General features: G+C 72.7%; 24 protein-coding genes and 1 tRNA gene. 8 read left to right on the forward strand and 17 right to left on the reverse strand.

Annotated elements, in window-relative coordinates; all coding sequences use genetic code 11:
- Window positions 1-12: 12 nt before the first annotated feature.
- Window positions 13-1,227 carry an MFS transporter gene (locus tag HEQ75_RS10290; RefSeq protein WP_168029999.1) on the reverse strand — a complete coding sequence of 405 codons (1,215 nt, stop codon included), beginning with the start codon at window positions 1,225-1,227 and terminating at the stop codon, window positions 13-15.
- A gap of 4 nt (window positions 1,228-1,231) precedes the next feature.
- Window positions 1,232-1,807 carry a GNAT family N-acetyltransferase gene (locus HEQ75_RS10295; RefSeq protein ID WP_168030001.1) on the reverse strand — a complete coding sequence of 192 codons (576 nt, stop codon included), beginning with the start codon at window positions 1,805-1,807 and terminating at the stop codon, window positions 1,232-1,234.
- Between the two features lie 76 nt (window positions 1,808-1,883).
- On the opposite strand from HEQ75_RS10295, the gene HEQ75_RS10300 reads away from it, so the two are divergent.
- The gene (locus HEQ75_RS10300) at window positions 1,884-2,786 is read left to right on the forward strand and encodes a LysR family transcriptional regulator (RefSeq protein ID WP_168030003.1); all 903 of its coding nucleotides are present in this window, start codon (window positions 1,884-1,886) and stop codon (window positions 2,784-2,786) included.
- A gap of 226 nt (window positions 2,787-3,012) precedes the next feature.
- On the opposite strand, the gene HEQ75_RS10305 is transcribed toward HEQ75_RS10300, so the two are convergent.
- The 3 genes from HEQ75_RS10305 to HEQ75_RS10315 all read right to left on the reverse strand — a co-directional run bounded on the left by HEQ75_RS10305 (window position 3,013) and on the right by HEQ75_RS10315 (window position 6,296).
- The gene (locus HEQ75_RS10305) at window positions 3,013-4,428 is read right to left on the reverse strand and encodes an MmgE/PrpD family protein (protein WP_168030005.1); all 1,416 of its coding nucleotides are present in this window, start codon (window positions 4,426-4,428) and stop codon (window positions 3,013-3,015) included.
- Entirely contained in the window at window positions 4,425-5,384 is a 960-nt protein-coding gene (locus HEQ75_RS10310; RefSeq protein WP_168030007.1) for a Bug family tripartite tricarboxylate transporter substrate binding protein, read from the reverse strand. The genes HEQ75_RS10305 and HEQ75_RS10310 overlap by 4 nt, the downstream gene beginning before the upstream one ends.
- Window positions 5,385-5,504: 120 nt before the next feature.
- Window positions 5,505-6,296, reverse strand: coding sequence for an SDR family NAD(P)-dependent oxidoreductase (locus HEQ75_RS10315; protein WP_235961477.1), 792 nt, complete (start codon window positions 6,294-6,296; stop codon window positions 5,505-5,507).
- Between the two features lie 94 nt (window positions 6,297-6,390).
- Between HEQ75_RS10315 and HEQ75_RS29040 the strand changes: the two genes are divergently transcribed.
- From HEQ75_RS29040 to HEQ75_RS10345, 6 genes are all read left to right on the forward strand, one after another.
- A complete protein-coding gene (locus HEQ75_RS29040) occupies window positions 6,391-7,182 on the forward strand; it encodes an IclR family transcriptional regulator (RefSeq protein ID WP_168030009.1) in 792 nt (263 codons plus the stop codon).
- A 95-nt stretch (window positions 7,183-7,277) separates the two neighbouring features.
- Window positions 7,278-8,477 carry a CaiB/BaiF CoA transferase family protein gene (locus HEQ75_RS10325; RefSeq protein ID WP_168030011.1) on the forward strand — a complete coding sequence of 400 codons (1,200 nt, stop codon included), beginning with the start codon at window positions 7,278-7,280 and terminating at the stop codon, window positions 8,475-8,477.
- Between the two features lie 13 nt (window positions 8,478-8,490).
- Window positions 8,491-9,276: an enoyl-CoA hydratase gene (locus HEQ75_RS10330; protein ID WP_168030013.1), complete on the forward strand. Its 786-nt coding sequence runs from the start codon at window positions 8,491-8,493 to the stop codon at window positions 9,274-9,276.
- Window positions 9,276-10,172, forward strand: a complete 897-nt coding sequence (locus HEQ75_RS10335) for an alpha/beta fold hydrolase (protein ID WP_168030015.1) — start codon at window positions 9,276-9,278, stop codon at window positions 10,170-10,172. Before HEQ75_RS10330 ends, HEQ75_RS10335 begins: the two co-directional genes overlap by 1 nt.
- A 54-nt stretch (window positions 10,173-10,226) precedes the next feature.
- Entirely contained in the window at window positions 10,227-11,798 is a 1,572-nt protein-coding gene (locus HEQ75_RS10340) for an ABC transporter substrate-binding protein (protein WP_168030017.1), read from the forward strand.
- On the forward strand, window positions 11,795-13,234 hold the full coding sequence (locus HEQ75_RS10345; RefSeq protein ID WP_168030019.1) for an amidase: 1,440 nt from the start codon (window positions 11,795-11,797) through the stop codon (window positions 13,232-13,234). The genes HEQ75_RS10340 and HEQ75_RS10345 overlap by 4 nt, the downstream gene beginning before the upstream one ends.
- Here the strand turns inward: HEQ75_RS10345 and HEQ75_RS10350 are convergent.
- The 10 genes from HEQ75_RS10350 to HEQ75_RS28760 all read right to left on the reverse strand — a co-directional run bounded on the left by HEQ75_RS10350 (window position 13,221) and on the right by HEQ75_RS28760 (window position 24,738).
- Window positions 13,221-14,249 carry a protein-glutamate methylesterase/protein-glutamine glutaminase gene (locus HEQ75_RS10350; protein WP_168030021.1) on the reverse strand — a complete coding sequence of 343 codons (1,029 nt, stop codon included), beginning with the start codon at window positions 14,247-14,249 and terminating at the stop codon, window positions 13,221-13,223. The two genes, HEQ75_RS10345 and HEQ75_RS10350, sit on opposite strands and share 14 nt — an antisense overlap.
- Window positions 14,250-14,259: 10 nt before the next feature.
- A complete protein-coding gene (locus tag HEQ75_RS10355) occupies window positions 14,260-14,826 on the reverse strand; it encodes a chemoreceptor glutamine deamidase CheD (protein ID WP_168030023.1) in 567 nt (188 codons plus the stop codon).
- Window positions 14,826-15,665, reverse strand: coding sequence for a CheR family methyltransferase (locus HEQ75_RS10360; protein ID WP_168030025.1), 840 nt, complete (start codon window positions 15,663-15,665; stop codon window positions 14,826-14,828). The genes HEQ75_RS10355 and HEQ75_RS10360 overlap by 1 nt, the downstream gene beginning before the upstream one ends.
- Complete coding sequence (locus HEQ75_RS29045; protein ID WP_209318472.1) at window positions 15,662-18,040, reverse strand: methyl-accepting chemotaxis protein; 2,379 nt, start codon at window positions 18,038-18,040, stop codon at window positions 15,662-15,664. The genes HEQ75_RS10360 and HEQ75_RS29045 overlap by 4 nt, the downstream gene beginning before the upstream one ends.
- A 94-nt stretch (window positions 18,041-18,134) precedes the next feature.
- A complete protein-coding gene (locus tag HEQ75_RS29050) occupies window positions 18,135-20,336 on the reverse strand; it encodes a methyl-accepting chemotaxis protein (protein ID WP_209318473.1) in 2,202 nt (733 codons plus the stop codon).
- Between the two features lie 16 nt (window positions 20,337-20,352).
- A complete protein-coding gene (locus HEQ75_RS10375) occupies window positions 20,353-20,901 on the reverse strand; it encodes a chemotaxis protein CheW (protein ID WP_235961478.1) in 549 nt (182 codons plus the stop codon).
- A 16-nt stretch (window positions 20,902-20,917) separates the two neighbouring features.
- On the reverse strand, window positions 20,918-22,924 hold the full coding sequence (locus tag HEQ75_RS10380) for a chemotaxis protein CheA (RefSeq protein WP_168030037.1): 2,007 nt from the start codon (window positions 22,922-22,924) through the stop codon (window positions 20,918-20,920).
- Window position 22,925: 1 nt separating this feature from the next.
- Entirely contained in the window at window positions 22,926-23,291 is a 366-nt protein-coding gene (locus HEQ75_RS10385; RefSeq protein WP_168030039.1) for a response regulator, read from the reverse strand.
- Window positions 23,292-23,295: 4 nt separating this feature from the next.
- A complete protein-coding gene (locus HEQ75_RS10390) occupies window positions 23,296-23,604 on the reverse strand; it encodes an STAS domain-containing protein (RefSeq protein WP_209318474.1) in 309 nt (102 codons plus the stop codon).
- A 90-nt stretch (window positions 23,605-23,694) separates the two neighbouring features.
- The gene (locus HEQ75_RS28760) at window positions 23,695-24,738 is read right to left on the reverse strand and encodes a methyl-accepting chemotaxis protein (protein ID WP_168030041.1); all 1,044 of its coding nucleotides are present in this window, start codon (window positions 24,736-24,738) and stop codon (window positions 23,695-23,697) included.
- 236 nt (window positions 24,739-24,974) lie between these two features.
- Between HEQ75_RS28760 and HEQ75_RS10400 the strand changes: the two genes are divergently transcribed.
- Complete coding sequence (locus HEQ75_RS10400) at window positions 24,975-25,991, forward strand: GGDEF domain-containing protein (protein WP_168030043.1); 1,017 nt, start codon at window positions 24,975-24,977, stop codon at window positions 25,989-25,991.
- 35 nt (window positions 25,992-26,026) lie between these two features.
- On the opposite strand, the gene HEQ75_RS10405 is transcribed toward HEQ75_RS10400, so the two are convergent.
- Both HEQ75_RS10405 and HEQ75_RS10410 read right to left on the reverse strand, forming a co-directional pair.
- Window positions 26,027-26,102 (reverse strand) — tRNA-Glu (locus tag HEQ75_RS10405).
- A gap of 41 nt (window positions 26,103-26,143) precedes the next feature.
- Window positions 26,144-26,918, reverse strand: a 775-nt coding sequence (locus tag HEQ75_RS10410; protein ID WP_209318475.1) for a hypothetical protein, incomplete at its 5' end; no start/stop codon positions are given.

Raw genomic sequence — 26,918 nt, forward strand, 5'->3', positions numbered from 1 at the left:
GAGCCGAGCAGCCTAGGCCTTCGCGGCGGGCGGCGGGCGGGTTGCCACGGTGAAAGCCGCCAAGGCGACCAGCGCGACCAGGGCGAGGGCGAACAGCGCGACGCCATACCCTCCCGAAGCCGCCCAGAGCCACGCGACCGCGAGGGGGCCGGTCGCCGCCGCGACCGCATTCGCCGTCGCCACGATCCCGGCGGCGGAGGCATAGGCCCGGGTGCCGAAAAGCTCCGCCGGCGCCGCGCCGCGGAGGATGGTGAGCACGCCATTCGCCGCGCCGTAGGCGAGCACCGCCATCGCGGCGGCCAGCGGGCCCCCTGCCGCGGCAAGCCCGGCCAGGGCCAGGACGGCCACCGCCAGCGCCGTGATGCCCATCGCGCGCAGCGAGGCGTGGCGGCCGATCGTGCGCTCCACCAGCCGCCCGGCCACCTGCATCGGGCCCAGCAGCGCCGCGACGGCCACGGCTGCCGCCATGTCGAGCTGCTTCGACAGCAGGGCCGGCACCAGGTGCATCGCCACCGAGGCGCTGACCGCGGCGGTCAGAAGCGTCGAGCCGGAAAGCCACCAGAAGCCGGGATGGCGCAGGATCTCCCGCAGCGTGGCGCCATCGCCGCCCGCCATGCGCGGGCGCACGGCGTCGTTACCCCGGGCCGGCCGTTCCAGGCACAGCCAGTGCAGCAGGGCACAGGCGGCGTTGAGCGCGGCAAGCACCAGCAGCGTCGCGCGCCAGCCCAGCCCCTCCACGGACAGGCCGACGAGCGGCCAGGACAGCGTGCTCGCGAAGCCGCCGGCCAGGGTGACGGCCGCGATGCCGCGGCGTGCCTGCGCGCCGCCGAAGGCGGCGGCCACCGCGGCGAAGGCGGCCTCGTAGAGGGTGAAGGCCATGACCGCGCCGATCGCGATCCAGGCGGCATAGAGCTGCCATAGCGCCTCCGCGCGGCTGGCCGCGGCGAGGCCCAGCCCGGCGGCGAGCGAGCCTGCGGTCATGACGCGCCGTGCGCCGAGGCGGTCGATCAGCCGCCCGGCGAGCAGCGCCGCGGCGCCCTGCGCCAGAAGCCCGGCGGAGAAGGCACCCATCACCGCGTCGCGCGAACCGCCGAGATCGCCGGCCATCGCCGGCACCAGCATGGCGAAGGCGTAGTACAGCGAGCCCCAATGCACCAGCTGGCTGGCGCCCAGCGCGGCAGGCACGCGCCAGGGCAGGCGCGGCGCCGCGGCATCCCCTGGCTGCATGGCCTCAGCCCTCTCCGAGCGGCGCGGTGGCCTCGCCGCGGCCGAGCGGGCGCTGCAGCAGCACGCTGTCCAGCCAGCGCCCGTGCTTGCGACCGACGGCATGCAGCGTGCCGACCACCCGGAAGCCGAGCGCCTGGTGCAGGCGCACCGAAGCCAGGTTCGCACTGTCGCCCACCACCGCGACCATCTGCCGCAGCCCGAGCGCCTCGCAGCGCGCGATCAGCTCGGCGAGCAGCCGGGTGCCGATGCCCCGCCCGACGGCGTCGTGCCGGGCATAGATCGAATTCTCGACGGTGTTCCCATAGGCCGCGCGGGGCCGGTAGGCGCCGGCATAGGCGTAGCCGAGGATCGCGCCGTCCGCATCCTCGGCGACCAGATAGGGCAGCCTGCGCATCAGGATCTCCACCCGGCGGCGCCGCATTTCCTCGACACCGGGTGGCTCGAGCTCGAAGGAGGCGGTGCCATGCCGCACATGGTGGCCATAGATGGCCGTGATGGCACCGAGGTCCTCGTTCCGCGAGGGCCTGATGCGGATGGCCGGGGCCGGCCGGGCGGGCAGGGAAAATGCTTGCGTGTCCATGGCCGCAGGGTGCCGCCGGCCTCCGCGCGACAACAGCAAGTTTATCTGATGCGCCGCATGCTGATAAGTTTCCGGCATGCGCGACCCGAGCCTCCGCCAGCTGCGGACCTTCCTCTCCGTTGTCGATACCGGCGGCGTCACGGCGGCGGCGCAGGCGCTCGGCCTGACCCAGCCGGCGGCCAGCCAGCAGCTGCGGGAGCTGGAGCGCGCCCTGGGTGTCCGGCTGCTGGAACGGGTCGGCGGGCGTGCGGTGCCGACAGCGGCGGGGCGGGCGCTGATCGAACCCGCGCGCCGGGCGCAGGCCGCGGTCGAGGATGCGATGGCGGCGGCGGGCGCGCATCGGGCGGGGGAGACCGGGCGCGTCCGCCTCGGCACCGGGGCCACCGCCTGCATCCACCTTCTGCCGCCGGTTCTGGCGGAGCTGAACGAGCGCATGCCGGGGCTCGAGGTCATCATCGCCACCGGCAACACGCCCGACATCCTGCAGCGGGTCGAGGAAGGCGAGCTGGATGCGGCGCTGGTCACCTTCCCCACCGCGCTCGCCCGTTCGCTGACGGCGACGCGCATCGCCACGGACCCGCTGCTGGCGCTGCTGCCCGAAGCCATGGCGCCGGCCGGCCGGGCCGCGCTGACGGCGGCGGAGCTCGGGGACCTGCCGCTGATCCTCTATGAGGGCGGCGGCACCACGCGCGCCATCATCGATGGCTGGTTCCGGCGCGCCGGCCTGGCGCCCCGGCTCAAGATGGAACTCGGCAGCGTCGAGGCGATCAAGGTGCTGGTCGCGAGTGGCCGGGGCTGTTCCGTGCTGCCTTCGCTGGCACTCGAGGGCCAGGTTCCGGGCACCGTGGTGCGGCCGCTTCGCCCGGCCCTGTCACGCCAGCTTGCCGTCGTGCTGCGCACCGAGAAGGTCGTCGACCGCGGGCTCGGCCGCCTGCTGAGCGCCTTGAAGGCGGGCGGCGCCGAGGGGCCGGGGCGCTGAAGCGCGCCACCGCGCCGCCCAACGCTGGCGCCTTCCCCGGCCAGGGGCGCATCGGCGGCAGGGCGCCGGGCCAGGGCCCGGGCCTGGCGGGCATCACATGGCGCCGAGGACGGGGTGCGGACCGTCGGGTGGCCGCGGCACGGCCCGGATCTCCTCGTGTCGGTCCGGTGGCAGGATGCACACCGGGACGCCGACGGCGATCCAGCCGACCGGCACCGCCACGGAATCAGCCGGTGGCAGGCTCCGGCAGGACATGGCCTCCCACCCCCCGCCCGATCCCTGCGAACACCGCCGCCGCATCCGCCGCCCCGCCCAGCCCCAGCAGCGCCGCGATCGTCGCCTCCAGCGCCGCCGCCGGCATCAGATCCCCCGCATTGGCGCGAAACTTGGCCAGTACATCCGCCTCGGTCATCGGGTTGGCGCGGGTGCCGCGCATGTCCTCGATGCGGTGCGCCAGCACGCGACCGTCGCGCAGCGTGATCCGCACCTCGCCGCCGGACCGGGTGGGCACTGTGGCCGGGTCGTCCTCATAGGTCACCAGATCGGCCAGGGCGTTCACCTGCGGGTCGCGCAGCGCGTCTTCGGCATAGGCGCCCTTGTCCATCCGGCCACGCACCAGCGCCTCCGCCACCGTGTGCTGCAGGCTGATGCGGCCGTGCCAGCTGGTGGCGGGGCGGCGCTTGTCGGCCACCGGCTCGCACATCGTGGCGAAGGAGCGCCGGCCGATCAGGCACAGGATGCCCGCCACATCCGCGGGCCGGATGCCATGCGCCGCGCGCAGCGCCAGCGTTGCCTCGATATGCGGCATCATGGTGAAGGCGCAGGGATGCACCTTGGCGGCGATGTCCAGAACCGCCCATTCCTCGCCCAGCCCGGCGCCGATGCGGTCCAGCCGCAGGTCGGGCTCGCCCTGCACATGGCTGCGGAACCAGCCGAAGCGGCCCTCGAACACCGGGCGCGGGCCGGAAAGCCCGGCCTCGGCCAGCGCCACCGCGCGCAGCGCGCCGGTCGCGGCCATGCCGACATGCATCATCTTGGTCGCGCTGCCATCCTCGAAGGCCGCATTCAGCCCGGCGGAGAGGCTGCCGGCATGGCCCAGCGCATCCGCCGTGGTGGCCGCATCCAGCCCGCGCAACCGCGCCAGCGCCAGGGTGGCGCCAAAAATCCCGAAGACGGCGGTGGGGTGGAAGCCCAGCGTGTGCAGCCGCACCGGCGGCACCAGCCCCAGCCGGCAGGTCAGCTCCATCCCCGCCAGCACGGCGGTCAGCAGCGCCGCGCCATCCGGCCGCCGCCGTGGCAGCTCCGCCAGAACGGCGGCCAGCACCGGCGCGGTGGGGTGGATGAAGCTTTCGATATGCGTGTCGTCGAATTCCAGCACCGCGGTCAGCACGCCATTCACGAAGGCCGCCGCCATGGGAGAGACCTCCTCCGTCTCGCCCAGGATCTGCGCGCCGGCCCCCGGATCGGCGGCCACCGCGGCGCGCCTTGCGGCCTGCGCCATCGGCTCCGCCCGCGTCGCCAGCATCACCCCCACCAAATCCAGGATGCGCAGCCGGATGGCGGCCGCGACCGAAGGCGGCACCGCCTCCGGCCGCAGCCCCACCGACCATGCCGCCACGCGCAGGCTGATCGGCTGGCTCATTCGGTGCGCAGGCCGGTGGCGCGGATGATCGCGCCGAACTGGCGATGGTCCTCCTGCAGATCGGTGGCCAGCTGCGCCGGGTCGCGGAAGCTGGGCACCACGCCGACGCGCGCCAGCTTCGCGCGGAAGGCGGGCTCCTCCAGCGCGGCGCGGACATGGCCGGCCAGCGTCGCCACCACCGCAGGGTCCATCCCCGGCGGCCCCATCAGCGCCTGCCAGCCGGAGGTGCGCACGCCGGGGTAGCCGCCCTCGGCCAGGGTCGGCAGGCCGGGCAGCTGCGGCAGCCGCGTCTCCCCCACCGCGGCCAGGCCGCGCAGCCGGCCCTGCACCACATGCTGGATCACGCCGGTGTCGATCATGAAGTCGATGTCGCCGGACAGCATCGCCTGCACCCCGGGGGCGGAGCCGCGGAAGGGCACGTGTTCCGCGGTGAAGCCGGCTTCCCGGCACAGCATCTCCGTCATCACATGCAGGGTGGAGCCGATGCCGGCGGAGCCGTAGTTCAGCTTGCCCGGATGCGCCTTCGCATAGGCGATGAACTGCGCCAGGTCGGCCACCGGCAGGCCATTGCGCACCGCCAGCAGGCGCTGGGATTCGCTGATATTGGCAATCGGCGTGAAGCCCGCGACGGGGTCGTAGCCGACCTGCGCCAGATGCGGCTGGATGGCGAAGATGGCGTTGCCCGCCAGCATCATCACATAGCCATCCGGCGCGGCGCGGTTGATGGCGCGGGCCGCGATGGACCCGCCGGCGCCGCCCTGGTTCTCCACCACCACGGGCTGGCCGAGCCGGGTCGCCAGCGCCTCTCCCACCAGGCGGCCCACCAGGTCGCCGGTGCCGCCGGCGGCATAGGCGACGACCAGCCGCAGCGGGCGGTCGGGCCAGGCGGCGCGGGCCGGCCGCGCGGCCATCCCTGCCAGCAGCAGCCCCAAGGCACCGCGGCGCGGCATCCTCATTGCGTCGTGCATCCGCCTTCCTCCCTGTCCCGCCGGCTTCACCCGCCGGCCTGGCCGGAGCCTAGGGCGCCGCCTCGCGGCGCCGGCGCGCTTTCCGCCGGCGTTCCGCATCGCGGAATATCAGGGCAGGTAGGCGCCGCCGCTGACATGGATCGACTGGCCGGTGATGAAGCGGCTTTCCGGCAGGCACAGATGCAGGATCATCGCCGCCACCTCCTCCACCCGCCCCTCGCCGCCGGTCAGGATGCGGCTGCGGCCGCCGCCGCTCGGCGCCTCCCCGGCCGAGGCGCTGCGCGGGCCGCCGATCAGCCCCGGCACCACGCAGTTGACGGTGATGCCCTGGCCGCCGAATTCCACCGCCAGCGCCTTGGTCAGCCCGACCAGCCCGGCCTTGGCGGTGCTGACATGGGCGCGTTCATGCGCGCCGACATGGCCGGTGACGCCGCCCATGTTGACGATGCGCCCGCCGCCGGCCGCGATCATGTGCGGGATGGCGGCGCGGGCACACAGGAAGGCGCCGTCCAGCACGATGCCGGTCACCCGCCACCATTCCGCTAGCGTCATGTCGCAGAAGGGCGCGATGGCGCGGTCGGCGGCGTTGTTCACCAGGATGTCGAGCCGGCCGAATTCGGCCACGGCGGCGGCGACCATGGCGGCCACCGCGGCTTCCTCCGTGATGTCCGCCCGCACTGCCAGAGCGCGGCCGCCGGCGGCGCGAATCTCCGCCGCCACCGCCTCGATCTCCGCCACCGCGGCGCGCGTGTTCACCACCACGGCGGCGCCTTCCCCGGCCAGGGCAAGCGCCGTGGCGCGCCCGTTGCGCCGCGCCGCGCCCGTCACCAGGGCCACCTTCCCGTCCAGCCGCCCCGCCATCGCCCCGCCCCCTTCGCTGTCGCGGGCAAAGACTACCATTGCCACCGTCCGGCCGCAGGCGTTCTACTGTGCAAAGCTTCCATCCAGCGGAATGTCCTGATGTTCCCCGGATGGGGCCGGAGGCCGAGGCAGGGTGGCAGGGCGCGCACAGGTGGCGGAGGATGCGGCGGCGGGCGTGGCCGCGCGGGTGGTGACGCTGCTGCGCGCCTTCGCCGAGGGCGGCGACAGCCTCTCCATCAAGGAATTGTCGGAACGCCTGGCGCTGCCCGCCAGCACGCTGCACCGGCTGCTGGACCAGCTGCTGCAGGCCGGCATGATCGACCGCGCGCCGCGCCGGCGCTACCGCGTCAGCGCGGAGTTCAGCCGCATCGGCGCACTCGCCGCGCGCAAGACCGGCGTGCTGCGCCTGGCCCGCCCGGTGGTGGAGGAGGTGGCGCGGGAGACGGCGGAAACCGCCATGCTGGGCATGCTGCTGCCGCAGACGCTGACCATGATGTTCGTGGACAAGGCGCCCGCCGCCCTGCCCCTGCCCTACCCCATCCGCATGCACCGCGCCCGGTCCCTGCTCTGGGGCGCGACCGGCCTCTGCATGCTGGCCTGGCTGGGGCGGGAGGAGCTGGCGCATGTGCTGGGAAGGGGCGAAACCTCGCCGGTCGATGGCCAGGCGCCGCCGGACCGGCGGGCGCTGGCGGACCGCCTGGCACGCATCCGCGCCCGCGGCTACGCCATCACCCGCGGGGAACAGACGCTGGGCGCGGTGGGCATGGCCGCGCCGGTCTTCGGCGCCAGCCGGCAGGTCGTCGCGGATCTCTGCCTGACCTTGCCGCAGGCGCGCTTTGCGGCGCGGGACGAGGCGCGCTTCGGCCAGGTGCTGACGGCGCGCGCCGCCGCCCTCTCCCGCCTGCTGGGTTGCCCGGCAGGATGAGCCCGCTTTTCCGCCCAACGGAATTCTGCCCCTGCCCTGCGTTGCCCACGCCGGACCGGCACCCCTAGCCTTGCCCCACCCGCCCAGGAGGCTCCATGCCCGCACCGCGCCTGCCGCTCTCCCGCTTCCGCGTCCTCGACCTCACGGCGCATCGGGCCGGCCCGACCTGCGCGCGCCAGCTGGCCGATTGGGGCGCCGACGTCATCAAGATCGAGCCGCCGGCGTCGCTGGATGATGAGCCGGGCGGCGGGCTGATCGGCAAGCGGCACGGCTCCGACTTCCAGAACCTGCACCGCAACAAGCGCAGCCTGACACTCAACCTGAAGCAGGCCGAGGGCAGGGCGATCTTCTTCAGGCTGGTCGAGACCGCCGATGTGGTGCTGGAGAACTACCGGTCGGACGTGAAGACGCGCCTCGGCGTGGACTACGAGGCTTGCCGCAAGGTCAATCCGCGCATCGTCTATGGCTCCATCGCCGGCTTCGGCCAGGACGGCCCCTATGCCACGCGGCCGGGCGTGGACCAGATCGCGCAGGGGATGGGCGGGCTGATGTCCATCACTGGGCTGCCGGGCCAGGGGCCGGTGCGCGTCGGCATCCCGATCGCGGACCTCACCTCCGGCCATTTCCTGGCGCAGGGCGTGCTGATCGCGCTGCTGGACCGGGAACACACCGGCGAGGGCCAGTGGGTGCATACCTCGCTGCTGGAAGCACAGATTGCCATGCTGGACTTCCAGGGCAGCCGCTGGCTGATGGACGGCGAAGTGCCCGGCCAGGCCGGCAACGACCACCCGACCAGCACGCCCACCGGCGTGTTTCCGACCACCGACGGCACGGTGAACATCGCCGCCGCCGGGGACCGGCTGTACCGCCGGCTGTGCGAGGCGCTGGGCCGGCCGGACCTGATCACCCACCCGGATTTCGACGACACCGGCAAGCGCCGCCGCAACCGCGTGGCGCTGAACCAGGCCATCGCGGCGATCACCGCCACGATGTCGAGCGCGGAGGTGGTGGCGCTGCTGACCCGGGCCGGCGTGCCCAGCGGCCCGATCTACAGCATCGACCAGACCTTCGGGGATCCGCAGGTGCAGCACCTGGGCATTGCGCGGCAGGTGGAACACGCGGAACTGGGCACGCTCGGCGTGGTCGGCCAGCCGATCAACCTCTCGGCCGCGCCGCAGCCGGCCACGCTGCGGATGCCGACGCCGGAACTGGGCGAGCACAGCGACGTGCTGCTGGCTGAGCTGGGCTACGACGCGGCAGCCATCGCGGCGCTGCGCGCGCAGAACGTGATCTGAGGGAGCGGCGGCGATGACGGGACGCATGCTGTCGGAGAAGACCGGCGGAATCGGCTGGATGACCTTCAGCAACCCGACCAAGCGCAACGCCATGTCGCTGGAGATGTGGGGCGCCATGGAGGCGATCCTGGCGGATTTCCAGGCCGACCCGGCGATCCGCGTGGTGGTGATGCAGGGCGATGGCGATCGCGCCTTCGTCTCCGGCGCGGACATCTCCCAGTTCGAGAAAAGCCGCAGCGACGCGGAATCCGCGGCCGCCTATGCCGCGGTGTCGGACAGCGCGCGCGCCATGCTGAACGCCTTCGACAAGCCGCTGATCGCGCTGATCCGCGGCTATTGCCTGGGCGGCGGGCTCGGCATCGCCATGGCGGCGGATATCCGTTTCGCTGCCAGCGATGCGCGCTTCGGCATTCCGGCGGCCAATCTCGGCGCCGCCTATTCCTCCGACAGCCTGCGGCGGCTGGTGGGGCTGGTGGGGCCGGCGGCGGCGAAGGACATCCTGTTCTCCGCCCGCCGGCTGGAGGCGGAGGAGGCGCTGCGCCTCGGCCTGGTCTCCCGCCTCTGCGCGCCGGAGGCGCTGGAGGCGGAGGTGCGCGCCTACGCCACGCTGCTGGCGCAGAAGGCGCCGCTGTCGCTGCGCGCCTCCAAGGCCATCGTGAACGAGTTGATGAAGCCGGAAAGCGCGCAGGATGCGGCGATGATGCGTGGCCATGTGGAGACCTGCTTCAACAGCGCGGATTACACGGAGGGCCGCCGCGCCTTCATGGAAAAGCGCAGCCCGGTGTTCCAGGGGCGCTGATGCAGGACGTGCTGCAAAGCCTGGCGCCGATCCCGCCCGACATGGCGGCGCTCGGCACGACGCCCGCGGCGATCGAGGCGCAGGTGGCGGGCCTGGCGCAGCGCCGCGAAACGCCCTGCGGCGACGGCAGCCTGGTGTGGCATGTGTGGGGCGAGGGCGGCCAGGCCCCGCCGCTGGTGCTGCTGCATGGCGGGTATGGCGGCTGGAGCCACTGGATCCGCAACGTGCTGCCGCTGTCGCGCGACCGCCAGGTGCTGGCGGTGGACCTGCCCGGCCTCGGCGAATCGGCGACGCCGCCGGAGCCCGAGAATCCGCAGGCCATGGCCGCCATCGTCGTGGACGGGCTGCACCGCCTGCTGCCGGGCGGCGCCGCCCTGGACCTGGTGGGGTTTTCCTTCGGCGGCGTGCTGGGGGGGCCGGTGGCAGTGCAGCTTGGCGCGGCGCTGCGGCGCTTCGTCATCGTCGGCTCCAACGGGCTCGGCCTGCCGCGCGCGCCGATGGCGCCGATGGGCTCCTGGCGCCGCCAGCCGGACCGCGCGGCGCGGCTGGCCGTGCACCGCCAGACGCTGGAGGTGCTGATGTTCGCCGATGCGGCGCGCATCGACCCGCTGGCGCTGCACCTGCAGGAGCACAATGCGGAGGCCGGGCGCGTGCGCAGCCCGGTGATCAGCCGCACGGACATCCTGGCCCGCAGCCTGCCACCGCTGCGCGGGCGCCTGGCCGGCATCTGGGGCGCGCAGGACAATGTCGGCCGCGGCGCCATCGCGGCGCGGCGCGAGGTGCTGCGCGCCGCCGACCCCGCCCTGCCCTTCCATGTGATTCCAGGCGCCGGCCACTGGGTGAGCTACGAGGCCGCGGAGGCCTTCAACGCCACCCTGGCCGGCCTGCTGGCCTGAGGCGTTGTTCCACCCACCGCCAGCCCCAGGCTGGCACAGCGAAAGGAGATTGCGATGGCCACCCTTCCCCGCCTCGCCGCCGGCAGCCTGGCCCTGCTGCTGGCCGCCACGCCGCTGCACGCCGCTGAACTCCGCATCGGCCTCGCCGCCGCGCCCACGTCGCTCGACCCGCACTACCACAACAACGGGGTCAACAACTCCCAGGCCCGGCACGTCTTCGATTCGCTGACGCACCAGGACGCCAATCAGCAGATCACCCCCGGCCTGGCGGAATCCTGGCGGCTGGTCGACGACGACACCTGGGAGTTCAAGCTGCGCCAGGGCGTCACCTTCCACGACGGCTCGCCCTTCACCGCCGAGGATGTCGCCTTCTCGCTCGAACGTGCGCCGCGCGTGCCGGGCAGCCCGAGCTCCTTCGGCACCTACACCAAGCAGATCAAGAGCTGGACGATCATCGACCCGCACACCATCCAGCTGCACACGAACGGCCCCGCGCCGCTGCTGGCGATCGATCTCAGCTCCGTCGCCATCGTCTCCCGCAAGCACGGCGAATCGGCGACCACGGCGGATTACCAGGCGGTGCGCGCGGCCATCGGCACCGGCCCCTACCGGCTGGTGGAACACCGCCCGAGCGACCGGATGGTCTATGAGCGCAACCCGAGCTACTGGGGCGGCGCGGAGCCGTGGGAGCGGGTGACCTTCCGCATCGTCACCCTCGGCCCGGCCCGCGTCGCCGCGCTGCTGGCCGGCGATGTGGACATGATCAACGAGGTGCCGAGCACCGACATGGCACGGCTGCGCGGGCAGGACAGCGTGCGGCTGTGGTCCGGCAGCACCAACCGCATGACCTTCCTGTCGCTCGATGTGCAGCATGACGTGCCGATCCCGGGCAATGCCTCGGACAATGAGGGCAACCCGCTGCCGCGCAACCCGATGCAGGACCTGCGGGTGCGCCAGGCGCTGTCCCTGGCCATCGACCGCGGCGTGATCGTCGATCGGGTGAATGAGGGCCAGGCGGTGCGCGCCAACCAGCTCGTCCCGGAAGGCTTCTTCGGCTACAACCCGGCGATCCAGCCGGAGACGCCGGACCCGGAACGCGCCCGCCGCCTGCTGGCCGAAGCCGGCTATCCGAACGGCTTCCGCATCGTCCTGCACACCAGCAACGACCGCATCGTGAATGCCGCGCGCACCGTGCAGGCGGTGGCGCAGATGTGGGGGCGCATCGGCGTCCGCACCGCCATCGAGACCATGCCGCACACCGTCTATTCCGGCCGCACCGCGCGCTTCGAACTCTCGCACATGCTGCACAGCTGGGGCGCCGGCACCGGCGAAGCCGCGGGCAGCTTCGTCGGCATCGTGCACACGCGCGGCGGCGCCTATGGCGGCTCCAACCGCGGCCGCTATTCCAACCCGCAGGTGGATGCCGCCATCCGCCAGGCGCTGGTGACCGTGGATGAGGCCCGCCGCCGCGCCATCCTGCAGGACATCATGGTGACGGTGATGGACAGCCGCGCCATCCTGCCGCTGGTCTTCTGGGTCTCCACCTGGGCGACCAGGCCCGGCCTCGTCTACACGCCGCAGACCAACCAGGCGACGCTGGCCACCGCGACAAGGCTGGCCCCGTGACCGACCCCTGCGACCTGCCGGCGGTGGAACTCCGCCGGCTGATCGGCAACCGCCGGCTTTCGCCGGTTGAATTGCTGCAATCCTGCCTGCGCCGGATCGAGACGGTGAACCCGGCGGTGAACGCCGTGGTGGCACTGGATGCGGAAGGCGGGATGGCGGCGGCGCGCGCCGCGGAAGAAGCGGTGATGCGCGGCGACAGGCTTGGCGCGCTGCACGGCCTGCCGGTGGGTGTGAAGGACCTGAACGACACCGCCGGGCTGCGCACCACCTATGGCTCGCCGATGTTCCGCGACCATGTGCCGGAGCGTGACGAGCGCATGGTGGCCGCCCTGCGGCAGGCCGGCGCCATCATCCTGGCCAAGACCAACACGCCGGAATTCGGCACCGGCGGCAACACGATCAACGATGTCTACGGCGCCACCGGCAATGCCTTCGACCCGGCGCTGTCCTGCGCCGGTTCCTCCGGCGGGTCCGGCGTGGCGCTGGCCACGGGGATGCTGCCGCTCTGCACCGGCTCGGATACCGGCGGGTCGCTGCGCAAGCCCGCCGCCTGGTCCGGCGTGGTGGGCTTCCGGCCGACGCCGGGGCTGGTGGCCTCCGAAAAGCGGCGCATCGGCTGGTCCACGCTCTCGGTCCAGGGGCCGATGGGGCGCGACGTGGCGGACACGGCGCTGCTGCTCTCCGCCATGGCCAGCCCCGATACGCGCGACCCGATGGCCGCGACGGTGGAGGCGGAGGCGCTGGCGCTGCGCCGGCCGGTGGACCTCGCCTCGCTCCGCGTCGCCTTTTCCGTCGATCTCGGCTTCGCGCCGATCGCCCCCAGCATCCGCCGCGTCTTCGCCGCCCGCATGGCGGCGCTGGGGGGAAGCTTCGCGCGCTGCGTGGACGAAGCACCGGACATGGCGGGCATCGACCGCGCCTACCGCGTCATCCGCTGCGTGAACTTCCTGGCCGGCTTCAAGCGGCACTACGAGCGTGACCCGATGCTGCTGGGCGCCAACACGCGCGGCAACTACGAGGAAGGGCTGCGCTACAGCCTGGCGGACCTGGCCGCCGCGCAGGCGGAACAGACCCGCATCTACCGCGCCTTTCAGGAGTTCTTCACCCGCCACGACCTGTTGCTGAGCCCGACCCAGGCGCTGACGCCCTTCCCCAAGCAGCTGCCCTATCCGACGGAGATGGAGGGCATGCCGCTCAGCGGCTACTTCGCCACCTCCGGCATCACCTACGGCATCTCCATGACCGGCCACCCGGCCCTCTGCATCCCCTGCGGCGTGGACGAGAACGGCATGCCCTTCGGCCTGCAGGTGGTGGGGCCGCGTGGCGCGGATGGCTTCACGCTGGATGCGGCGCTGGCGCTGGAACGGCACTTCGCCGCGATGCCGGCATTCCGCCGGCCGCTGCCGGACCTGGCCAGGCTTGCTACTTCAGCGTGACGATCTCCTCCGTCAGCCGGTCCAGCGGCATTTCCGCCTCCACCGCCCCGGCCTGCATCGCCGCCTTCGGCATGCCGTAGATCACGCAGCTCGCCTCGCTCTGGCCGAGGGTGCGGGCGCCGGCGCGGCGCATCTCCAGCAGCCCGCTGGCGCCATCCCGGCCCATGCCGGTCAGGATGATGCCCATCGCGCCGCGCCCGGCCACGGCGGCGACGGAGCTGAACAGCACATCCACCGAGGGCCGGTGCCCGGACACCGCCGGCCCGTCATGCAGCCGGCAGGCGAAATGGGCGCCGGTACGCGCCAGTTCCAGGTGCCGCGCGCCGGGCGCGATGTAGACATGGCCCGGCAGCACCCGCCGCCCATCCTCGGCCTCCGTCACCACCATGGCGCATTGCTGGTCCAGCCGCCGCGCGAAGGAGGAGGTGAAGCCCGCCGGCATGTGCTGCGTCACCAGCACCGCCGGCGCCGTGGCGGGCAGGCGCGTCAGCATGCGCTGCAGCGTCTCCACCCCGCCGGTGGAGGCGCCGATGGCGACGATCCGCCCGGCGGTGGAAAGCCGCGGGTCCACCTGCAGCGGGGCCTGCGCGGCAGGCCGCGACTGGCGCGCCTGTGGCCGGCTGGCGGCGGCGGCCTTCACCTTCGCCACCAGTTCCGCGCCCAGCTCCAGCATCCCGCTGCGGATGTCGATCAGCGGCTTCGGCAGATAGTCCACCGCGCCCAGTTCCAGCGCGCGCACCGCCGCATCGGCGCCCTTCTGCGTCAGGGTGGAGACCACGATCACCGGCATCGGCCGTAAGGCCATCAGCTTCTCCAGGAAGCTGAGGCCATCCATCCGCGGCATCTCGATATCCAGCGTCAGCACATCCGGCGACAGCGCCTTGATGCGGTCCCGCGCGATGATCGGGTCCGGCGCGGTGCCGACCACCTGGATGGCGGGATCCCGCGCGAGAAGCTCCGTCAGGATCTGCCGGATCAGCGCCGAATCGTCGATGACCAGCACCTTGATGGGCATGCCCGCCTCCTCAACCGAACAGATCGACGGCGCCAGGGCGCAGCCGCCGCGGCAGCACGCGGCCGAACCGCGCCTCCTCCGCCATCACCTGCGCCGCGTGGTGCGGCAGCAGCATCATGAAGGCGCGGCCACTGACCGGGCGGTACAGCACGCGCCGCGCCAGGCCCCCGCGCAACTGCCGGACCAGCGGCTGCATGCCTTCCGCCTGCAGATAGGCCTCGACATAGCTCGCATTGCGCTCGCCGATGCCGAGGTTGTCCTGCGCCAGGCGGGCGCCGCCGAACAGCTTCACCTCCAGCCGGCCGCGCTGGCCGCCGCGCAGCAAGATGTCGTTGATCAGCCGCTCCATCGCGAAATTGCCGTAGCGCAGGCTGGACGCCGCCTTGCCCCAGGCGCCGTCGCGGCTCTCCGGCAGCATGAAGTGGTTCATGCCCCCCACCCCCGCCACCGGGTCGCGGATGCAGGCGGCGACGCAGGAACCCAGCACGGTGCCGATCACCAGGTCCGGCAGCCCCGAGACATGGTGCTCCCCCGGCCCCACCTTCACCTGCTGCAGGCCGCGCGCCGGGTCCTGCATCACCGGACGAGGCGATGCACGGTGCGGCCCAGATGCTGGAACCGGTCGGAGACCCGATGCAGCGTTTCCGAATGGCCGACATACAGGTGCCCGCCGGGCACCAGGATGTCGGCAAAGCGGTCGAACAGCCGCGCCTGCGTCGGCTTGTCGAAATAGATCACCACGTTGCGGCAGAACACGGCATCGAAGCGGCCGCGCATCGGCCAGGCGCCCAGCAGGTTCAGCGGCAGGAAGCGCACCAGCGCCTTCAGCGAAGGCGCCATCTCCACCGTCTCCGCGTCCAGCGCCCGGACATGCGCCTGGCGCAGCGCGGGCGGGATGCTGGCGGCGCGTTCCGCGGCGTAGCGCCCGGCGGTCCCCAGCGCCACCATGTCCGTGTCGATGTCGGTTGCCAGGATGCGGGCATCCCACTGCGCCAAATCCGGCATCGCCTGGCACAGCGTCATCGCGATGCTGTAGGGCTCCTCGCCCGAGGAACAGCCAGCGGACCAGATCCGCAGCCGCCGCCCCTGCCGTGGCAGGGCCGGCAGCAGTTGTTGCGCCAGATGCGCGAAGTGATGCGGTTCGCGGAAGAAGCCGGTGAGGTTGGTGGTGATCGCGTTGATCATCCGCACCTCCTCCTCCGCCCCCTCCGGCCCGTCGAGCACGGCGATGTAGGCGGCGAAGCTGGGCAGCCGCAGCGCGCGCAGCCGGCGCCGCAGCCGCCCATGCACCAGGTCGCGCTTGCCCTCGCCCAGCGCGATGCCGGAGACGCGGCGCACCCGCGCGGCAAGGTCGGCGAATTCCGCCGCCGAGAGCTGGATCTCCCCGGGATCGGGCGCCTGCAGGGTGGCGCTCAAAACTCCTCCCAGGCCTGCGCCTCGGCGGGCCTGCGGGCACTGGCCGGCCTGGCCGTGCGCGGCGCGGCGGCTTCGGCCTGGCGCGGCGGCGAGGGGCGGGTGGCCATCCCCGGCGGCAGGGTGAAGCCCGCCACCATCCGGGACAGCGCCTCCGTCTGTTCCTCCATGGATTTCGCCGCCGCCGCGGCTTCCTCCACCAGCGCCGCGTTCTGCTGCGTGATCTTGTCCATCTGCGAGACGGCGACGTTCACCTGCTCGATCCCGCCGCTCTGTTCCTGCGACGCCGCCGAGATCTCCGCCATGATGTCCGTCACCCGCTTCACCGACACCACGATCTCGTCCATCGTCTGCCCCGCGGAAGCCACCAGCTTCGACCCGCTGTCCACCTTGCCGACGCTGTCGGAGATCAGCGCCTTGATCTCCTTCGCCGCATTGGCGCTGCGCTGCGCCAGGTTGCGCACCTCCGCCGCCACCACCGCGAAGCCGCGCCCCTGTTCGCCCGCGCGCGCCGCCTCCACCGCCGCGTTCAGCGCCAGGATGTTGGTCTGGAAGGCGATCTCGTCGATGACGCCGATGATGTCGCTGATCTTGCGGCTGGACTGGCTGATGCCGTCCATCGTCCGCACCACCTCCGTCACCACGGCGCCGCCGCGCACCGCGATCTCGGAGGCCGAGGCGGCCAGCTTGTTCGCCTGCTGCGCGTTGTCCGCGTTCTGCCGCACCGTGCCGGTGAGTTCCTCCAGGCTCGCCGAGGTCTCCTCCAGGCTCGAAGCCTGCTCCTCCGTCCGCTGCGAGAGGTCGGTGTTGCCCATGGCGATCTCGCGCGCCGCGGTGCTGATGGTGCCGCAGCTTTCGGTGATCGTCGCCACCACGCCCGCCATGGTGTCCAGCATGCCGTTCACGCCGGCGCACAACGCGCCGATCTCGCCTTCCTTGCCCTCCATCGGGATGCGGCGGCTGAGGTCGTTGGCCTGGGCGGCGGTGACGATCGCCTGCGTCTGGCCCACCGCGTCGCGCAGCGCCTGCGCGACGCGCAGCTGCGCCTCCATCGTGTCCAGCATCGCGTTCACGCCGGCGCAGAGCCGCCCGATCGCGCCGTCCAGCCCGGCCGTCGGGATGCGGCGGGAGAAGTCCTGGCGCTGCGCGGCGGCGACGATCTCCTCCGTCTCCGCCACCGCCGCGGCCAGCGCCTGCGCCGCCCGCACCTGCGCCGTCACGTCTGTCGCGTACTTCACCACCTTGAAGGGCTTGCCGTTCAGGTCGAGGATCGGGTTGTAGCTGGCCTGGATCCAGACCTCCGCGCCATCCTTGCGGATGCGCCGGTACTGGCCGGAATCGTATTCGCCGCGGCCCAGCTTTTCCCAGAAGGCGCGGTAGGTCGGGCTCAGGCGCTCCGCCTGGTCCACGAACATCGCATGGTGCTGGCCGCGCACCTCCGCCGCCGCATAGCCCAGAACCTTCAGGAAGTTCGCATTGGCGTGCAGCACCTGGCCGTCCAGCCCGAATTCGATCACCGCCTGCGCCTTGTCGATGGCCGCGAGTTGGCCTTCGAAATTCGCCGTCTCCAGCTTCTGCGCGGTGATGTCGGTGGCGTATTTCACCACCTTGAAGGGCTTGCCGGCCGCGTCGAGGATGGGGTTGTAGCTGGCCTGGATCCACACCTCGCGCCCGGCCTTGCCGATGCGCTTGTACTGCCCGGCATCGTATTCACCGCGACCAAGCTTCTCCCAGAAGGCACGATAGGCCGGGCCCTGGCGTTCCGCCGCATCCACGAACATGGCGTGATGCTGCCCGCGCACCTCTTCCTGGCCGTAGCCGAAGGTCGCCAGGAAGTTCGCGTTCGCCTCCAGCACCCGGCCATCCAGCCCGAAGGCGATCACCGCCTGCGCCTTGTCGATGGCGGCAAGCTGGCCCTGCGCATTGGCTTCCCTCTGGCGGCGTGCGGTCACATCCGTGGCCAGGGCCAGGAAGCGCGCCACCTGCCCGGCATCGTCCTGCACCGGAAGGCCCTGCAGTTCCAGCAGGCGTTCCTGCCCGTCCGGCAGATGGTGGCGCAGCGTCGCCCGGCTGGGCTGGAGGCGGGCCAGCCCGGCGAGGAAGTCGCGATAGGCCTCCGCGCCACGCTCCGCCGGCGCCAGCAGCGCCGCGTGCGGGCGGCCGCGCAGCCCCTCCACTGTTGTGCCGAGCAGCGCCGCGAAGCCTGGTGTGGCATCCGCCACCAGGCCATCCGGCGTCAGCTCCACCATCGCCAGACCCTGTTCCAGGGCCGATAGCCGGGCCCCCAGGTCGCGCAGCGCCGCGCGGCGGTCACGCGTCTGGCGGCGGTCCATGAAGCCAGGCGGCGGCATGGCCTGGGTGGTGCGGCTGATGAACATATCGGTCTCCACAGGGCACGGTCGCCGCGGGAACGCGGCACAAGGGGGGTATCGCCGCGCGGGCGCGGCGCTGAAGAAGGGCCCCGCGCGGGCCTCAGAATTCCTTCCAGGCGCCTTCTGGCGGGGCCTGATCGCCTGGGGGCAGCCGGCGCGGCGCGGGCGCGGCTTCGGCACGACGCGTTGGCGCCGCACGCAGGGGTGGCGCGGCCATCCCCGGCGGCAGGGTGAAGCCCGCCACCATCCGGGACAGCGCCTCCGTCTGTTCCTCCATGGATTTCGCCGCCGCCGCGGCTTCCTCCACCAGCGCCGCGTTCTGCTGCGTGATCTTGTCCATCTGCGAGACGGCGACGTTCACCTGCTCGATCCCGCCGCTCTGTTCCTGCGACGCCGCCGAGATCTCCGCCATGATGTCCGTCACCCGCTTCACCGACACCACGATCTCGTCCATCGTCTGCCCCGCGGAAGCCACCAGCTTCGACCCGCTGTCCACCTTGCCGACGCTGTCGGAGATCAGCGCCTTGATCTCCTTCGCCGCATTGGCGCTGCGCTGCGCCAGGTTGCGCACCTCCGCCGCCACCACCGCGAAGCCGCGCCCCTGTTCGCCCGCGCGCGCCGCCTCCACCGCCGCGTTCAGCGCCAGGATGTTGGTCTGGAAGGCGATCTCGTCGATGACGCCGATGATGTCGCTGATCTTGCGGCTGGACTGGCTGATGCCGTCCATCGTCCGCACCACCTCCGTCACCACGGCGCCGCCGCGCACCGCGATCTCGGAGGCCGAGGCGGCCAGCTTGTTCGCCTGCTGCGCGTTGTCCGCGTTCTGCCGCACCGTGCCGGTGAGTTCCTCCAGGCTCGCCGAGGTCTCCTCCAGGCTCGAAGCCTGCTCCTCCGTCCGCTGCGAGAGGTCGGTGTTGCCCATGGCGATCTCGCGCGCCGCGGTGCTGATGGTGCCGCAGCTTTCGGTGATCGTCGCCACCACGCCCGCCATGGTGTCCAGCATGCCGTTCACGCCGGCGCACAACGCGCCGATCTCGCCTTCCTTGCCCTCCATCGGGATGCGGCGGCTGAGGTCGTTGGCCTGGGCGGCGGTGACGATCGCCTGCGTCTGGCCCACCGCATCGCGCAGCGCCTGGGCAGCGCGCACCTGCGCGGTGATGTCGGTGGCATACTTCACCACCTTGAAGGCACGGCCATTCTGGTCCAGCACCGGGTTGTAGCTGGCCTGGATCCATACCGCCTGCCCGCTGCGGCCGATGCGCCTGTACTGGCCGGCATCGTATTCACCGCGGCCCAGCTTCTCCCAGAAGGCGCGGTATTCCGGGCTCTGCCGGTAGGCCGGATCGACGAAGATCGCATGGTGCTGGCCGCGCACCTCCTCCAGCGTATAGCCCACCACGCCGAGGAAATTCGCGTTGGCATGCAGCACGCGGCCCTCCAGGTCGAATTCGATGACGCCCTGGGACCGGTCGATGGCGGCAAGCTGGCCCTGCTGCGTGCGCAGCTCCGTCACATCCATCCATTCCAGGATGTTGCCGTCATAGCGGCCCTGCGCATCATGGCTGGCGGTGACGTTCAGCGCGAATTTCAGCCGGCCGACGCTGATATCCGTGCTGAACGGCAGCTTGGACGCATCCGCCAGCATGCGGCGCTGGTGCGACGGGTCGCGATGGAAGGTGTCGATGCAGGTGCCGACGATGCGGGCCGGATCGAAATGCGGCCACAGCTTGCGGAATTCCTCCACATGCCGCGCCAGCAGCAGCTCCGTCGTGCGGTTCACCTGGGTGACGACGAAGTCGCGGTCCACCATCATCAGCGCGACGGAAACCCCGTCCAGCGCCTGGCGCGCGCGATGCGCCGACGCGGCTTCCGGCGCCGGCTCCGCCAGCAGCAGCGCATGCGGCGCGGCGCCGTCCTCCGCCGCCAGCGCCACGGCGGTCAGGCGCAGCGGCATCTCGGTGCCGTCCGCCGCCAGGTGCAGCAGCAGCGCCGTGGCGGGCTCGCCGCGTGCCAGCTGCGTCTGGAACGCCCGCAGCGCGGCACCGCTGCGCGTCACCTCGGCCAGCAGCGCCGCGTGCGGGCGCCCGCGCAGGGCCTCCGGCGCCTGGCCCAGCAGGGCCGCGAAGCGCGGGTTGGCGTCCACCACCACGCCGTCCGCGCCCAGTTCCAGCATCGGCACGGCTTCCTCCAGCGCCGTCAGCCGCGCCTGCATGTCGCGCGTCGCCGCGCGCCGTTCGCGCATGCCGCGCCGGTCGAAGATGCTTGCGGGCTGCTGCGCCCGGCTCGTCCTGCTGATGAACATCTGAAACCCCGCGCGATCAGGAATGGAGGGCCAGCACGGCATCGGCCGTCTGCGGCAGCGCCGCATCCGGGAAACTCAGCAGGTGGTCGAGGGAGACCAGCGCGACCATGCCACGCTCCCGCGGCACCAGTCCGCACAGCAGGCGCTCCGGCGCCGCCGCGCCGATTTCCGGCACCGGCCGCACCTCCTCCGGCGCGACGGCGATGATGTCGGACACCGCATCCACCAGCAGCCCGGCCAGCCGCGTGCCGGCCTGGATGATGACCACCACATGCATCCGCGTGGCCTGCGTCTGCGCCATGCCGAAGCGCGCGCGCAGATCGAGGATCGGCACGATCACGCCGCGCAGGTTGATCACGCCGCGCATCCAGGGCGGGGCGTGCGGGATGGCGGTGGTGTCCGTCCAGCCCTTGATCTCCCGCACCGCCATGATGTCGATGCCGAATTCCGCGTCGTCCAGCGTGCAGGTGATGAACTGGCCCGCATTTCCCGCGGCGCCGGGTGCCGCGCCGAAGCCGGCCACCGGGCCGTGGGACGGGGTATGGGTGGTCATCGGCAGGTCCATGGGTTTCCCTCGCGGCCTATTGCAGGGCGGGTTGCAGCGGCGCCGCGCGATGCGGGGCGGTGGGCATGGGGCGCGTCGTCGCCGCGGGGCCGAGCCCGGCGATGTCAAGGATCAGCGCCACGCGCCCATCGCCGAGGATGGTGGCGCCGCCGATGCCGTCGATGGGGCCGTAATTGGCCTCCAGGCTCTTCACCACGACCTGCTGCTGGCCGACCAGATCATCCACCAGCAGGCCCATCCGCCCGGCATGGTCGGTCTCCACGATCACCACGATGCCGCGCGCCGGGTCGGGCTGCGCGTCGGGCACGGCGAAGTGACGGTGCAGCGGCAGCAGCGGCACATAGGCGCCGCGGATCGCCAGCACCTCGCCGCGGCCGACCACGGCGTGGATATCCTCACGCCGCGGCCGCAGGCTTTCGGCGATGGCCGCGATCGGCACGATGTAGGCCTCCCGCCCCACGGCGACCACGAGGCCGTCCAGCACCGCCAGCGTCAGCGGCAGCGACAGCACGAAGCGGCTGCCGCTGCCCAGGCGCGAATCCACCGTGATGCGCCCGCCCAGCGCCTGGATGCTGCGGCGGACCACATCCATGCCGACGCCACGGCCGGAGATGTCGGAGATGGCGGCGGCGGTGGAGAAGCCCGGCTGGAAGATCAGCTCGTCCACCTCGGAATCCGTCAGCTCCGCCTCGGCGGCGACCAGGCCGCGCTCGCGGGCCCGGGCCAGCACGCGGGCGCGATCAATGCCGCGGCCATCGTCGGTCAGCTCGATCAGGATGCGCCCGCCGCGCTGTTCGGCGGACAGGTGCACGGTGCCCTGGCGCGGCTTGCCCGCCGCCACCCGCTGTTCCGGCGCCTCGATCCCGTGGTCCAGCGCGTTGCGCAACAGATGCGTCAGCGGATCCGCGAGCTGCTCCACCACCGTCTTGTCGATCTCCGTCGCCTCCCCGGTGACGACAAGCCGCACCTCCTTGCCGAGTTGCGCCGACAGGTCGCGCACCAGGCGCGGCATGCGGGCGAAGACGGATTTCACCGGCTGGGTACGGATGGCCATGACGCCCTCCTGCAATTCCCGCAGGTGCTGCGACAGCGTCTCCAGCCCCGCGATCAGCCCGGGGCAGAGCGCCGGCGGCAGCGTGCCGCCCAGTTGCAGCAGCATGGCCTGGTTGATCACCAGCTCCCCGACCAGATTCACCAGCCGGTCGATCTTGGCGACATCGACCCGCACGGATTGCGGCGCGCCGGTGGTGGGGCCAGCGGCATCGGCGATGGCGGGCGGAGCGATGGTGGCCGAGGCAGCCTCGCTGCCAAGGACGGGCTCCGCCGCGGGCGCGCCCGGCGTTTCGCCGGCCAGGGGCTCGATGGCCAGCATGCAGTCGTCGGCGACGAACTCGAACACCTCCTCCACCTGCGCGCGCGGCACGTCCGCCTGCAGCTCGAACACCCAGCCGAGATGGGCGTCCTCCGGCTCCAGCCGCTCAAGCGGCGGCAGGCGGGACAGGTCCGCGGTCACCTGCACCGGTCCCAGCCGGCGCAGCGCGCGCACAAGCAGCAGGGGCTCGTTGGCATTGCGGAACAGCGCCGGCCGGGGCGTGAAGCGCAGGCGCCAGCCCGCCGCGGCGGCGGGCGGGGCGGTTGCGGCCGTCTCCGCGGCCGCGTGCAGCGCCTGCATCAACGCATCCTCGCCGCCCGGGGGCGCGCCGGTGCCGGCCTTCTCCGCCGCCAGCAGGTCGGCCAGCGCATCGGCGCCGCGCAGCAGCAGCGCGTGGCGGCCGGCATCCATCGCCAGCGCGCCGTCGCGCAGCAGGTCGAGCAGCGTCTCCATCGCATGCGCCAGGCGCACCAGGCGCTCGAAGCCGAAGGCGCCGCCGCCGCCCTTGATGGAGTGGATGGCGCGGAACAGCGCATGCACCGTCTCCGCATCCGCCCGGCCTTCCGCCAGCTCGGCCAGCGCGGCATAGGCGCTGTCCAGCAGCTCCGCGCTTTCCTCGAAATAGGTCGCGCGCAGGTGATCGAAGCTCATCTCAGCCGGCCACGCGCTTGACCACGTCGATCAGCTTCTCCGGATCGAAGGGCTTCACCAGCCAGCCCGTGGCGCCGGCGCTGCGACCTTCCGCCTTCTTCGCCGCTTCCGATTCCGTTGTCAGCATCAGGATCGGTACGGCGCGCATCCGCGCATCGGCGCGCAGCGCGCGGATCAGCGCGACGCCGTCCATGTTCGGCATGTTGAGGTCGGTGATGACCACATCCACCGGCGCCGCCTGCAGGGCGGCCAGCGCCTTGCGGCCATCCTCCGCCTCGCTCACCTCGAAGCCGGCCTTGCGCAGGGTGAAGGCCACCATCTCCCGCATCGTGCGGCTGTCATCCACCGTCATCACCCGCTTGGCCATCGGCTCAGCCCTCCACCGGAATTGCGGCCGACAGGCCCAGCTCGTCGATCGCCTGGCGCAGCGCCTCGGACGGCGCGTGCAGGCGGAAGGCGGTGCCGCGCGCCACGGCGCCGGCATGGGCCGCGGCCAGCACCTGCAGGCAGGGCGTGGAGATGCGCTCCACGGCGCTGCCATCGATGGCCAGCGTGGCGTCGTCCAGCCGCACCCGCAGCGCCTGGCACAGCGGCTCTGCCGCGGTGAGGTCGAGCGAAGCGGCCAGGCGCATCGGCGGCACGACGACATCGGTCGCCGGGCCCTGCGGGCTGGGGTTCATGAAGCTGGGTTCCGTAGCGGAGGGGGATCGCCTGCCGGCCATCCTGCAGCAGGAACGGTTTGCGCGTGGTTAAGGCGGGGCCGCGCCGCCTCAGAACAGCTCCACCTCGCCGGCCGCCTCCGGCGTCTCCGCCATCGCGGCGCCGTCATCCAGCAGGCGGGCGAGGAAGCGCTGGCGCACGCTGCTCAGCGATTGCCGGTCCAGCATGCGCGCCAGCAGCGCAGCGTCCGGGGCCACCGCCACATCCAGCGCCGGTGCCGCCGCCCGCGTCTCCCGCTGCAGGGCTTCCGTCGCCTCGCCCAGCGCGCCCAGCGCGTCGATCACGTGGTTCAGGTGCTGGCTGGTGCGGTCCTGGAACTGCGTGCCGGTGACCAGCTGCGCCACCGTGCCTTCCATCGCCGCCGCCGCCACATGCGCTTCCTCCAGCACCGCGGCCAGCGCCCGGTGCTGCCCGGCCATGCCCGCCAGCACCGCTTCCAGCCGCGCCCTCGTCGCCGCTTCCGCCTGCCCATCGCGCGCCGCGATCGCCTGCAGCTCCGCCTGCGCGCCGCGCACGCCGCGCGCCACGGCAACGATGCGGTCCCGCACCAGGCGGGAGGTGGTGTCGGTTTCCTGCGAGAGCGCCTTCAGCTCCATGGCGATGACCCGGAAGGTGCCGCCGGCGCCGGCGGCGCGGCTGGCCTCGATGGCCGCGTTCAGCGCCACGAAGCGGGCCTGGCGGTTGATCGCCTCGATCCGCGCCACGCATTGTTCCGCGCCCGCCACCTCTGCCTCCACCGCCGCCAGGGCCTGCGCCATGCGGCCGGCCTGGCCGGCGACCTCGCCCATCGCGTCGATCGACTGCACGAGAGCGGTTTCGACGAAGCGGGTCGCCTCCAGCATCGGCAGCGGCGCGCCCGCCACCTCGATGGTGGCCGCGATGCCGGCAATGCGCGCCACGCGGCCGGCCTGGGATTCGGCCGCCTCCGCGAGGTCCCGGAAATGGGCGCTCAGGCCGATCGTGCTGCGCTCGATCAGCCCGGCGGAGGCTGTCACCTCCTCAACCATCGCGAGAAAGGCGCGGCGCTCGATCTCGGAGAGTTCGAGCCAGCGGCGCAGCAGATCGTGCAGGGGGTTCGGCGCTTCATGGTCCACGGGCGGCGCGGGCTCCGGCGAATGGGGTGCCTGCATGCGCCCGTGGGGCGAAAGATTCGGTAAAGCCACGGATCCGCCCGGCCAAGGTCAGGAAGGGTCAGCCTGTGTGCGGCCATGTCCGGCGGCGTCAGGAGTGGTCGGGATGCCGCCTTTGTGCTGGCGCGGCCCCGGCGGCCGCCGCATCAAGGCAGCGGCGGGAGGCCGGACAACGCCCGCCGCGTGTCAGGACGAACCGCATGCCCGCCGCCGCGCTGCCCGCGAACGAGGCCGAGCGCCTCGCCGCCCTCGATTCATACGAGATCCTCGATACCGCCTGCGAAGGCGCCTTCGACGACCTGGCACGGCTGGCCGCGCGGCTGACCGGCACGCCGATCGCCCTGGTCTCGCTGCTGGACCGCGACCGGCAATGGTTCAAGGCGCATCATGGGCTGGAGGTGCGGCAGACCCCGCGGGACCTGGCCTTCTGCGGCCATGCCATCCTGGATCCCGACGAAGCGCTGGTGGTGCCGGACGCGACGGCGGATGCGCGCTTCGCCGACAACCCGCTGGTGCTGGGCGAGACGGGGCTGCGCTTTTATGCCGGCGTGCCGCTGGTCAATCCGGCCGGCCATGCGCTCGGCACGCTGTGCGTGCTGGACCATCGGCCGAGGCGGCTGCTGCCGGAACAGGTGGAGACGCTGAAAAGCCTTGCGCGCACCGTTGCCACCGCGCTCGAACTGCGGCGCGCGATGCGGGAGGTGCGGCGCATGGCGCTGACCGACCCGCTGACCGGCCTGGGCAACCGCCCCGCCTTCCTGGCCGCCCTGCGCGCCGCCATCGCGCGGCACCGGGCAACGGGCGCCGGCTTCTCGCTGTTCTATGCCGATCTGGACGGCATGAAGCGGGTGAACGACGTGCAGGGCCATGCGGCGGGTGACGAGGTGATCCAGGCGGCCGCCGGCGCGCTGCGCGTGCTGCTGGGGGCGGAGGAACACGCGGCCCGTCTGGGCGGCGACGAATTCGCCGCGGTGCTGCTGGGCACGGCCGGCCTGGCGGGGCGGGCGGAGGCGCTGCGGGCGGCGGTGAAGGCGGCGATGGATGCGCGCGCCTGGCCGGTGACCGCCTCGGTCGGCGCGATCGCCTTCGAACGGCCGCCGGCGGATGAGGACGAGGCGCTCATGCTGGCGGACCAGCTGATGTACCGCGCCAAGCATGAGGGGCGGAACCGGGTGGCGTGCCTGGCGTATCGGCTGGATTGCGGGGTGGCAGCCTGAGGCAAGGTGCTGTTGCCGCCGCAGCGGCAAGGCGGTGGTGCCCCGTACGGGATTCGAACCCGTGTTACAGCCTTGAAAGGGCCGTGTCCTAGGCCTCTAGACGAACGGGACAGGCTGGGATGCGCGGCGTATGACCGGCGGGCGGCGCCTGGTCAACCCCCTTCGAGTCCCATCCTTGTGCGCTGGGCCGCCCAGCCGGCCAGGCCGGGCCAGCTGCCCACCCCCGCCACCAGCACGCCGGGCGCGCGCTGCATCAGGGCGCCGGCCAGCCCGGCCAGGCGCATCCCCGGACCGATCCGCCGCGCCCAGCCCGCATGATGCGCGCCCGCCCCCTGCCCGGCGGCGATGGCGGATGCGGCCGCGAGGCCGGAGGCGAGCGCCATGGCGATGCCGTCCCCGCACAACGAGGGCACCACCGCCGCCTGGTCGCCGACCCGGAACAGCCCGGCCGCGCCGGCGCCGCGGTGGATGAAGCCATAGGGCACGCCCGCCACCGCCAGCGGCCGCGCCCAGGCCGGGCGGGCGCCGGCCAGCAGCTCCCGCCCCAGCGCGGAGCCCGCCGCGACATGCGCCAGCAGCGCCACCGGGTCCCGCGCCAGGCTGGCCAGGCCGGGCGTCCCCGGCTGCAGGGCCAGGCAGAGATTGGCGCCGCCGCCGGCGCGCGGCTGCAGGCCGGCATAGCCGCCGCGGCAGGCCAGCAACGCCATCGCATCGCCCAGCGCCACCCCCTCCAGCGCCAGCTTCACACCGAGCGCGCCGCCCGCAGCCGGGCGGGCCAGGCCGCGCAACTCGTGCTTGCCGGTGGCAAGCACCAGCGCCGCGCCGGTCTCCGCCGTGCCATCGGCCAGGCGCAGCCGCCAGCCGCCCGCCAGGGGCACCGCCGCCTGTGCCGCCACGCCGCGCCGCAGCCGCGCGCCGCCAGCCACC

The sequence above is a fragment of the Falsiroseomonas selenitidurans genome, assembly GCF_012103215.1.
In the GTDB taxonomy this organism is placed as follows: domain Bacteria; phylum Pseudomonadota; class Alphaproteobacteria; order Acetobacterales; family Acetobacteraceae; genus Falsiroseomonas; species Falsiroseomonas selenitidurans.

Excerpts from the sequence above, each read along its gene's own strand:
- HEQ75_RS10290 (WP_168029999.1), bottom strand. The coding sequence starts at position 1,227 with ATGCAGCCAGGGGATGCCGCGGCGCCGCGCCTGCCCTGGCGCGTGCCT.
- HEQ75_RS10295 (WP_168030001.1), bottom strand. The coding sequence starts at position 1,807 with ATGGACACGCAAGCATTTTCCCTGCCCGCCCGGCCGGCCCCGGCCATC.
- HEQ75_RS10300 (WP_168030003.1), top strand. The coding sequence starts at position 1,884 with ATGCGCGACCCGAGCCTCCGCCAGCTGCGGACCTTCCTCTCCGTTGTC.
- HEQ75_RS10305 (WP_168030005.1), bottom strand. The coding sequence starts at position 4,428 with ATGAGCCAGCCGATCAGCCTGCGCGTGGCGGCATGGTCGGTGGGGCTG.
- HEQ75_RS10310 (WP_168030007.1), bottom strand. The coding sequence starts at position 5,384 with ATGAGGATGCCGCGCCGCGGTGCCTTGGGGCTGCTGCTGGCAGGGATG.
- HEQ75_RS10315 (WP_235961477.1), bottom strand. The coding sequence starts at position 6,296 with ATGGTAGTCTTTGCCCGCGACAGCGAAGGGGGCGGGGCGATGGCGGGG.
- HEQ75_RS10325 (WP_168030011.1), top strand. The coding sequence starts at position 7,278 with ATGCCCGCACCGCGCCTGCCGCTCTCCCGCTTCCGCGTCCTCGACCTC.
- HEQ75_RS10330 (WP_168030013.1), top strand. The coding sequence starts at position 8,491 with ATGACGGGACGCATGCTGTCGGAGAAGACCGGCGGAATCGGCTGGATG.
- HEQ75_RS10335 (WP_168030015.1), top strand. The coding sequence starts at position 9,276 with ATGCAGGACGTGCTGCAAAGCCTGGCGCCGATCCCGCCCGACATGGCG.
- HEQ75_RS10340 (WP_168030017.1), top strand. The coding sequence starts at position 10,227 with ATGGCCACCCTTCCCCGCCTCGCCGCCGGCAGCCTGGCCCTGCTGCTG.
- HEQ75_RS10350 (WP_168030021.1), bottom strand. The coding sequence starts at position 14,249 with ATGCCCATCAAGGTGCTGGTCATCGACGATTCGGCGCTGATCCGGCAG.
- HEQ75_RS10355 (WP_168030023.1), bottom strand. The coding sequence starts at position 14,826 with ATGCAGGACCCGGCGCGCGGCCTGCAGCAGGTGAAGGTGGGGCCGGGG.
- HEQ75_RS29045 (WP_209318472.1), bottom strand. The coding sequence starts at position 18,040 with ATGTTCATCAGCCGCACCACCCAGGCCATGCCGCCGCCTGGCTTCATG.
- HEQ75_RS29050 (WP_209318473.1), bottom strand. The coding sequence starts at position 20,336 with ATGTTCATCAGCAGGACGAGCCGGGCGCAGCAGCCCGCAAGCATCTTC.
- HEQ75_RS10375 (WP_235961478.1), bottom strand. The coding sequence starts at position 20,901 with ATGGACCTGCCGATGACCACCCATACCCCGTCCCACGGCCCGGTGGCC.
- HEQ75_RS10380 (WP_168030037.1), bottom strand. The coding sequence starts at position 22,924 with ATGAGCTTCGATCACCTGCGCGCGACCTATTTCGAGGAAAGCGCGGAG.
- HEQ75_RS10385 (WP_168030039.1), bottom strand. The coding sequence starts at position 23,291 with ATGGCCAAGCGGGTGATGACGGTGGATGACAGCCGCACGATGCGGGAG.
- HEQ75_RS10390 (WP_209318474.1), bottom strand. The coding sequence starts at position 23,604 with ATGAACCCCAGCCCGCAGGGCCCGGCGACCGATGTCGTCGTGCCGCCG.
- HEQ75_RS10400 (WP_168030043.1), top strand. The coding sequence starts at position 24,975 with ATGCCCGCCGCCGCGCTGCCCGCGAACGAGGCCGAGCGCCTCGCCGCC.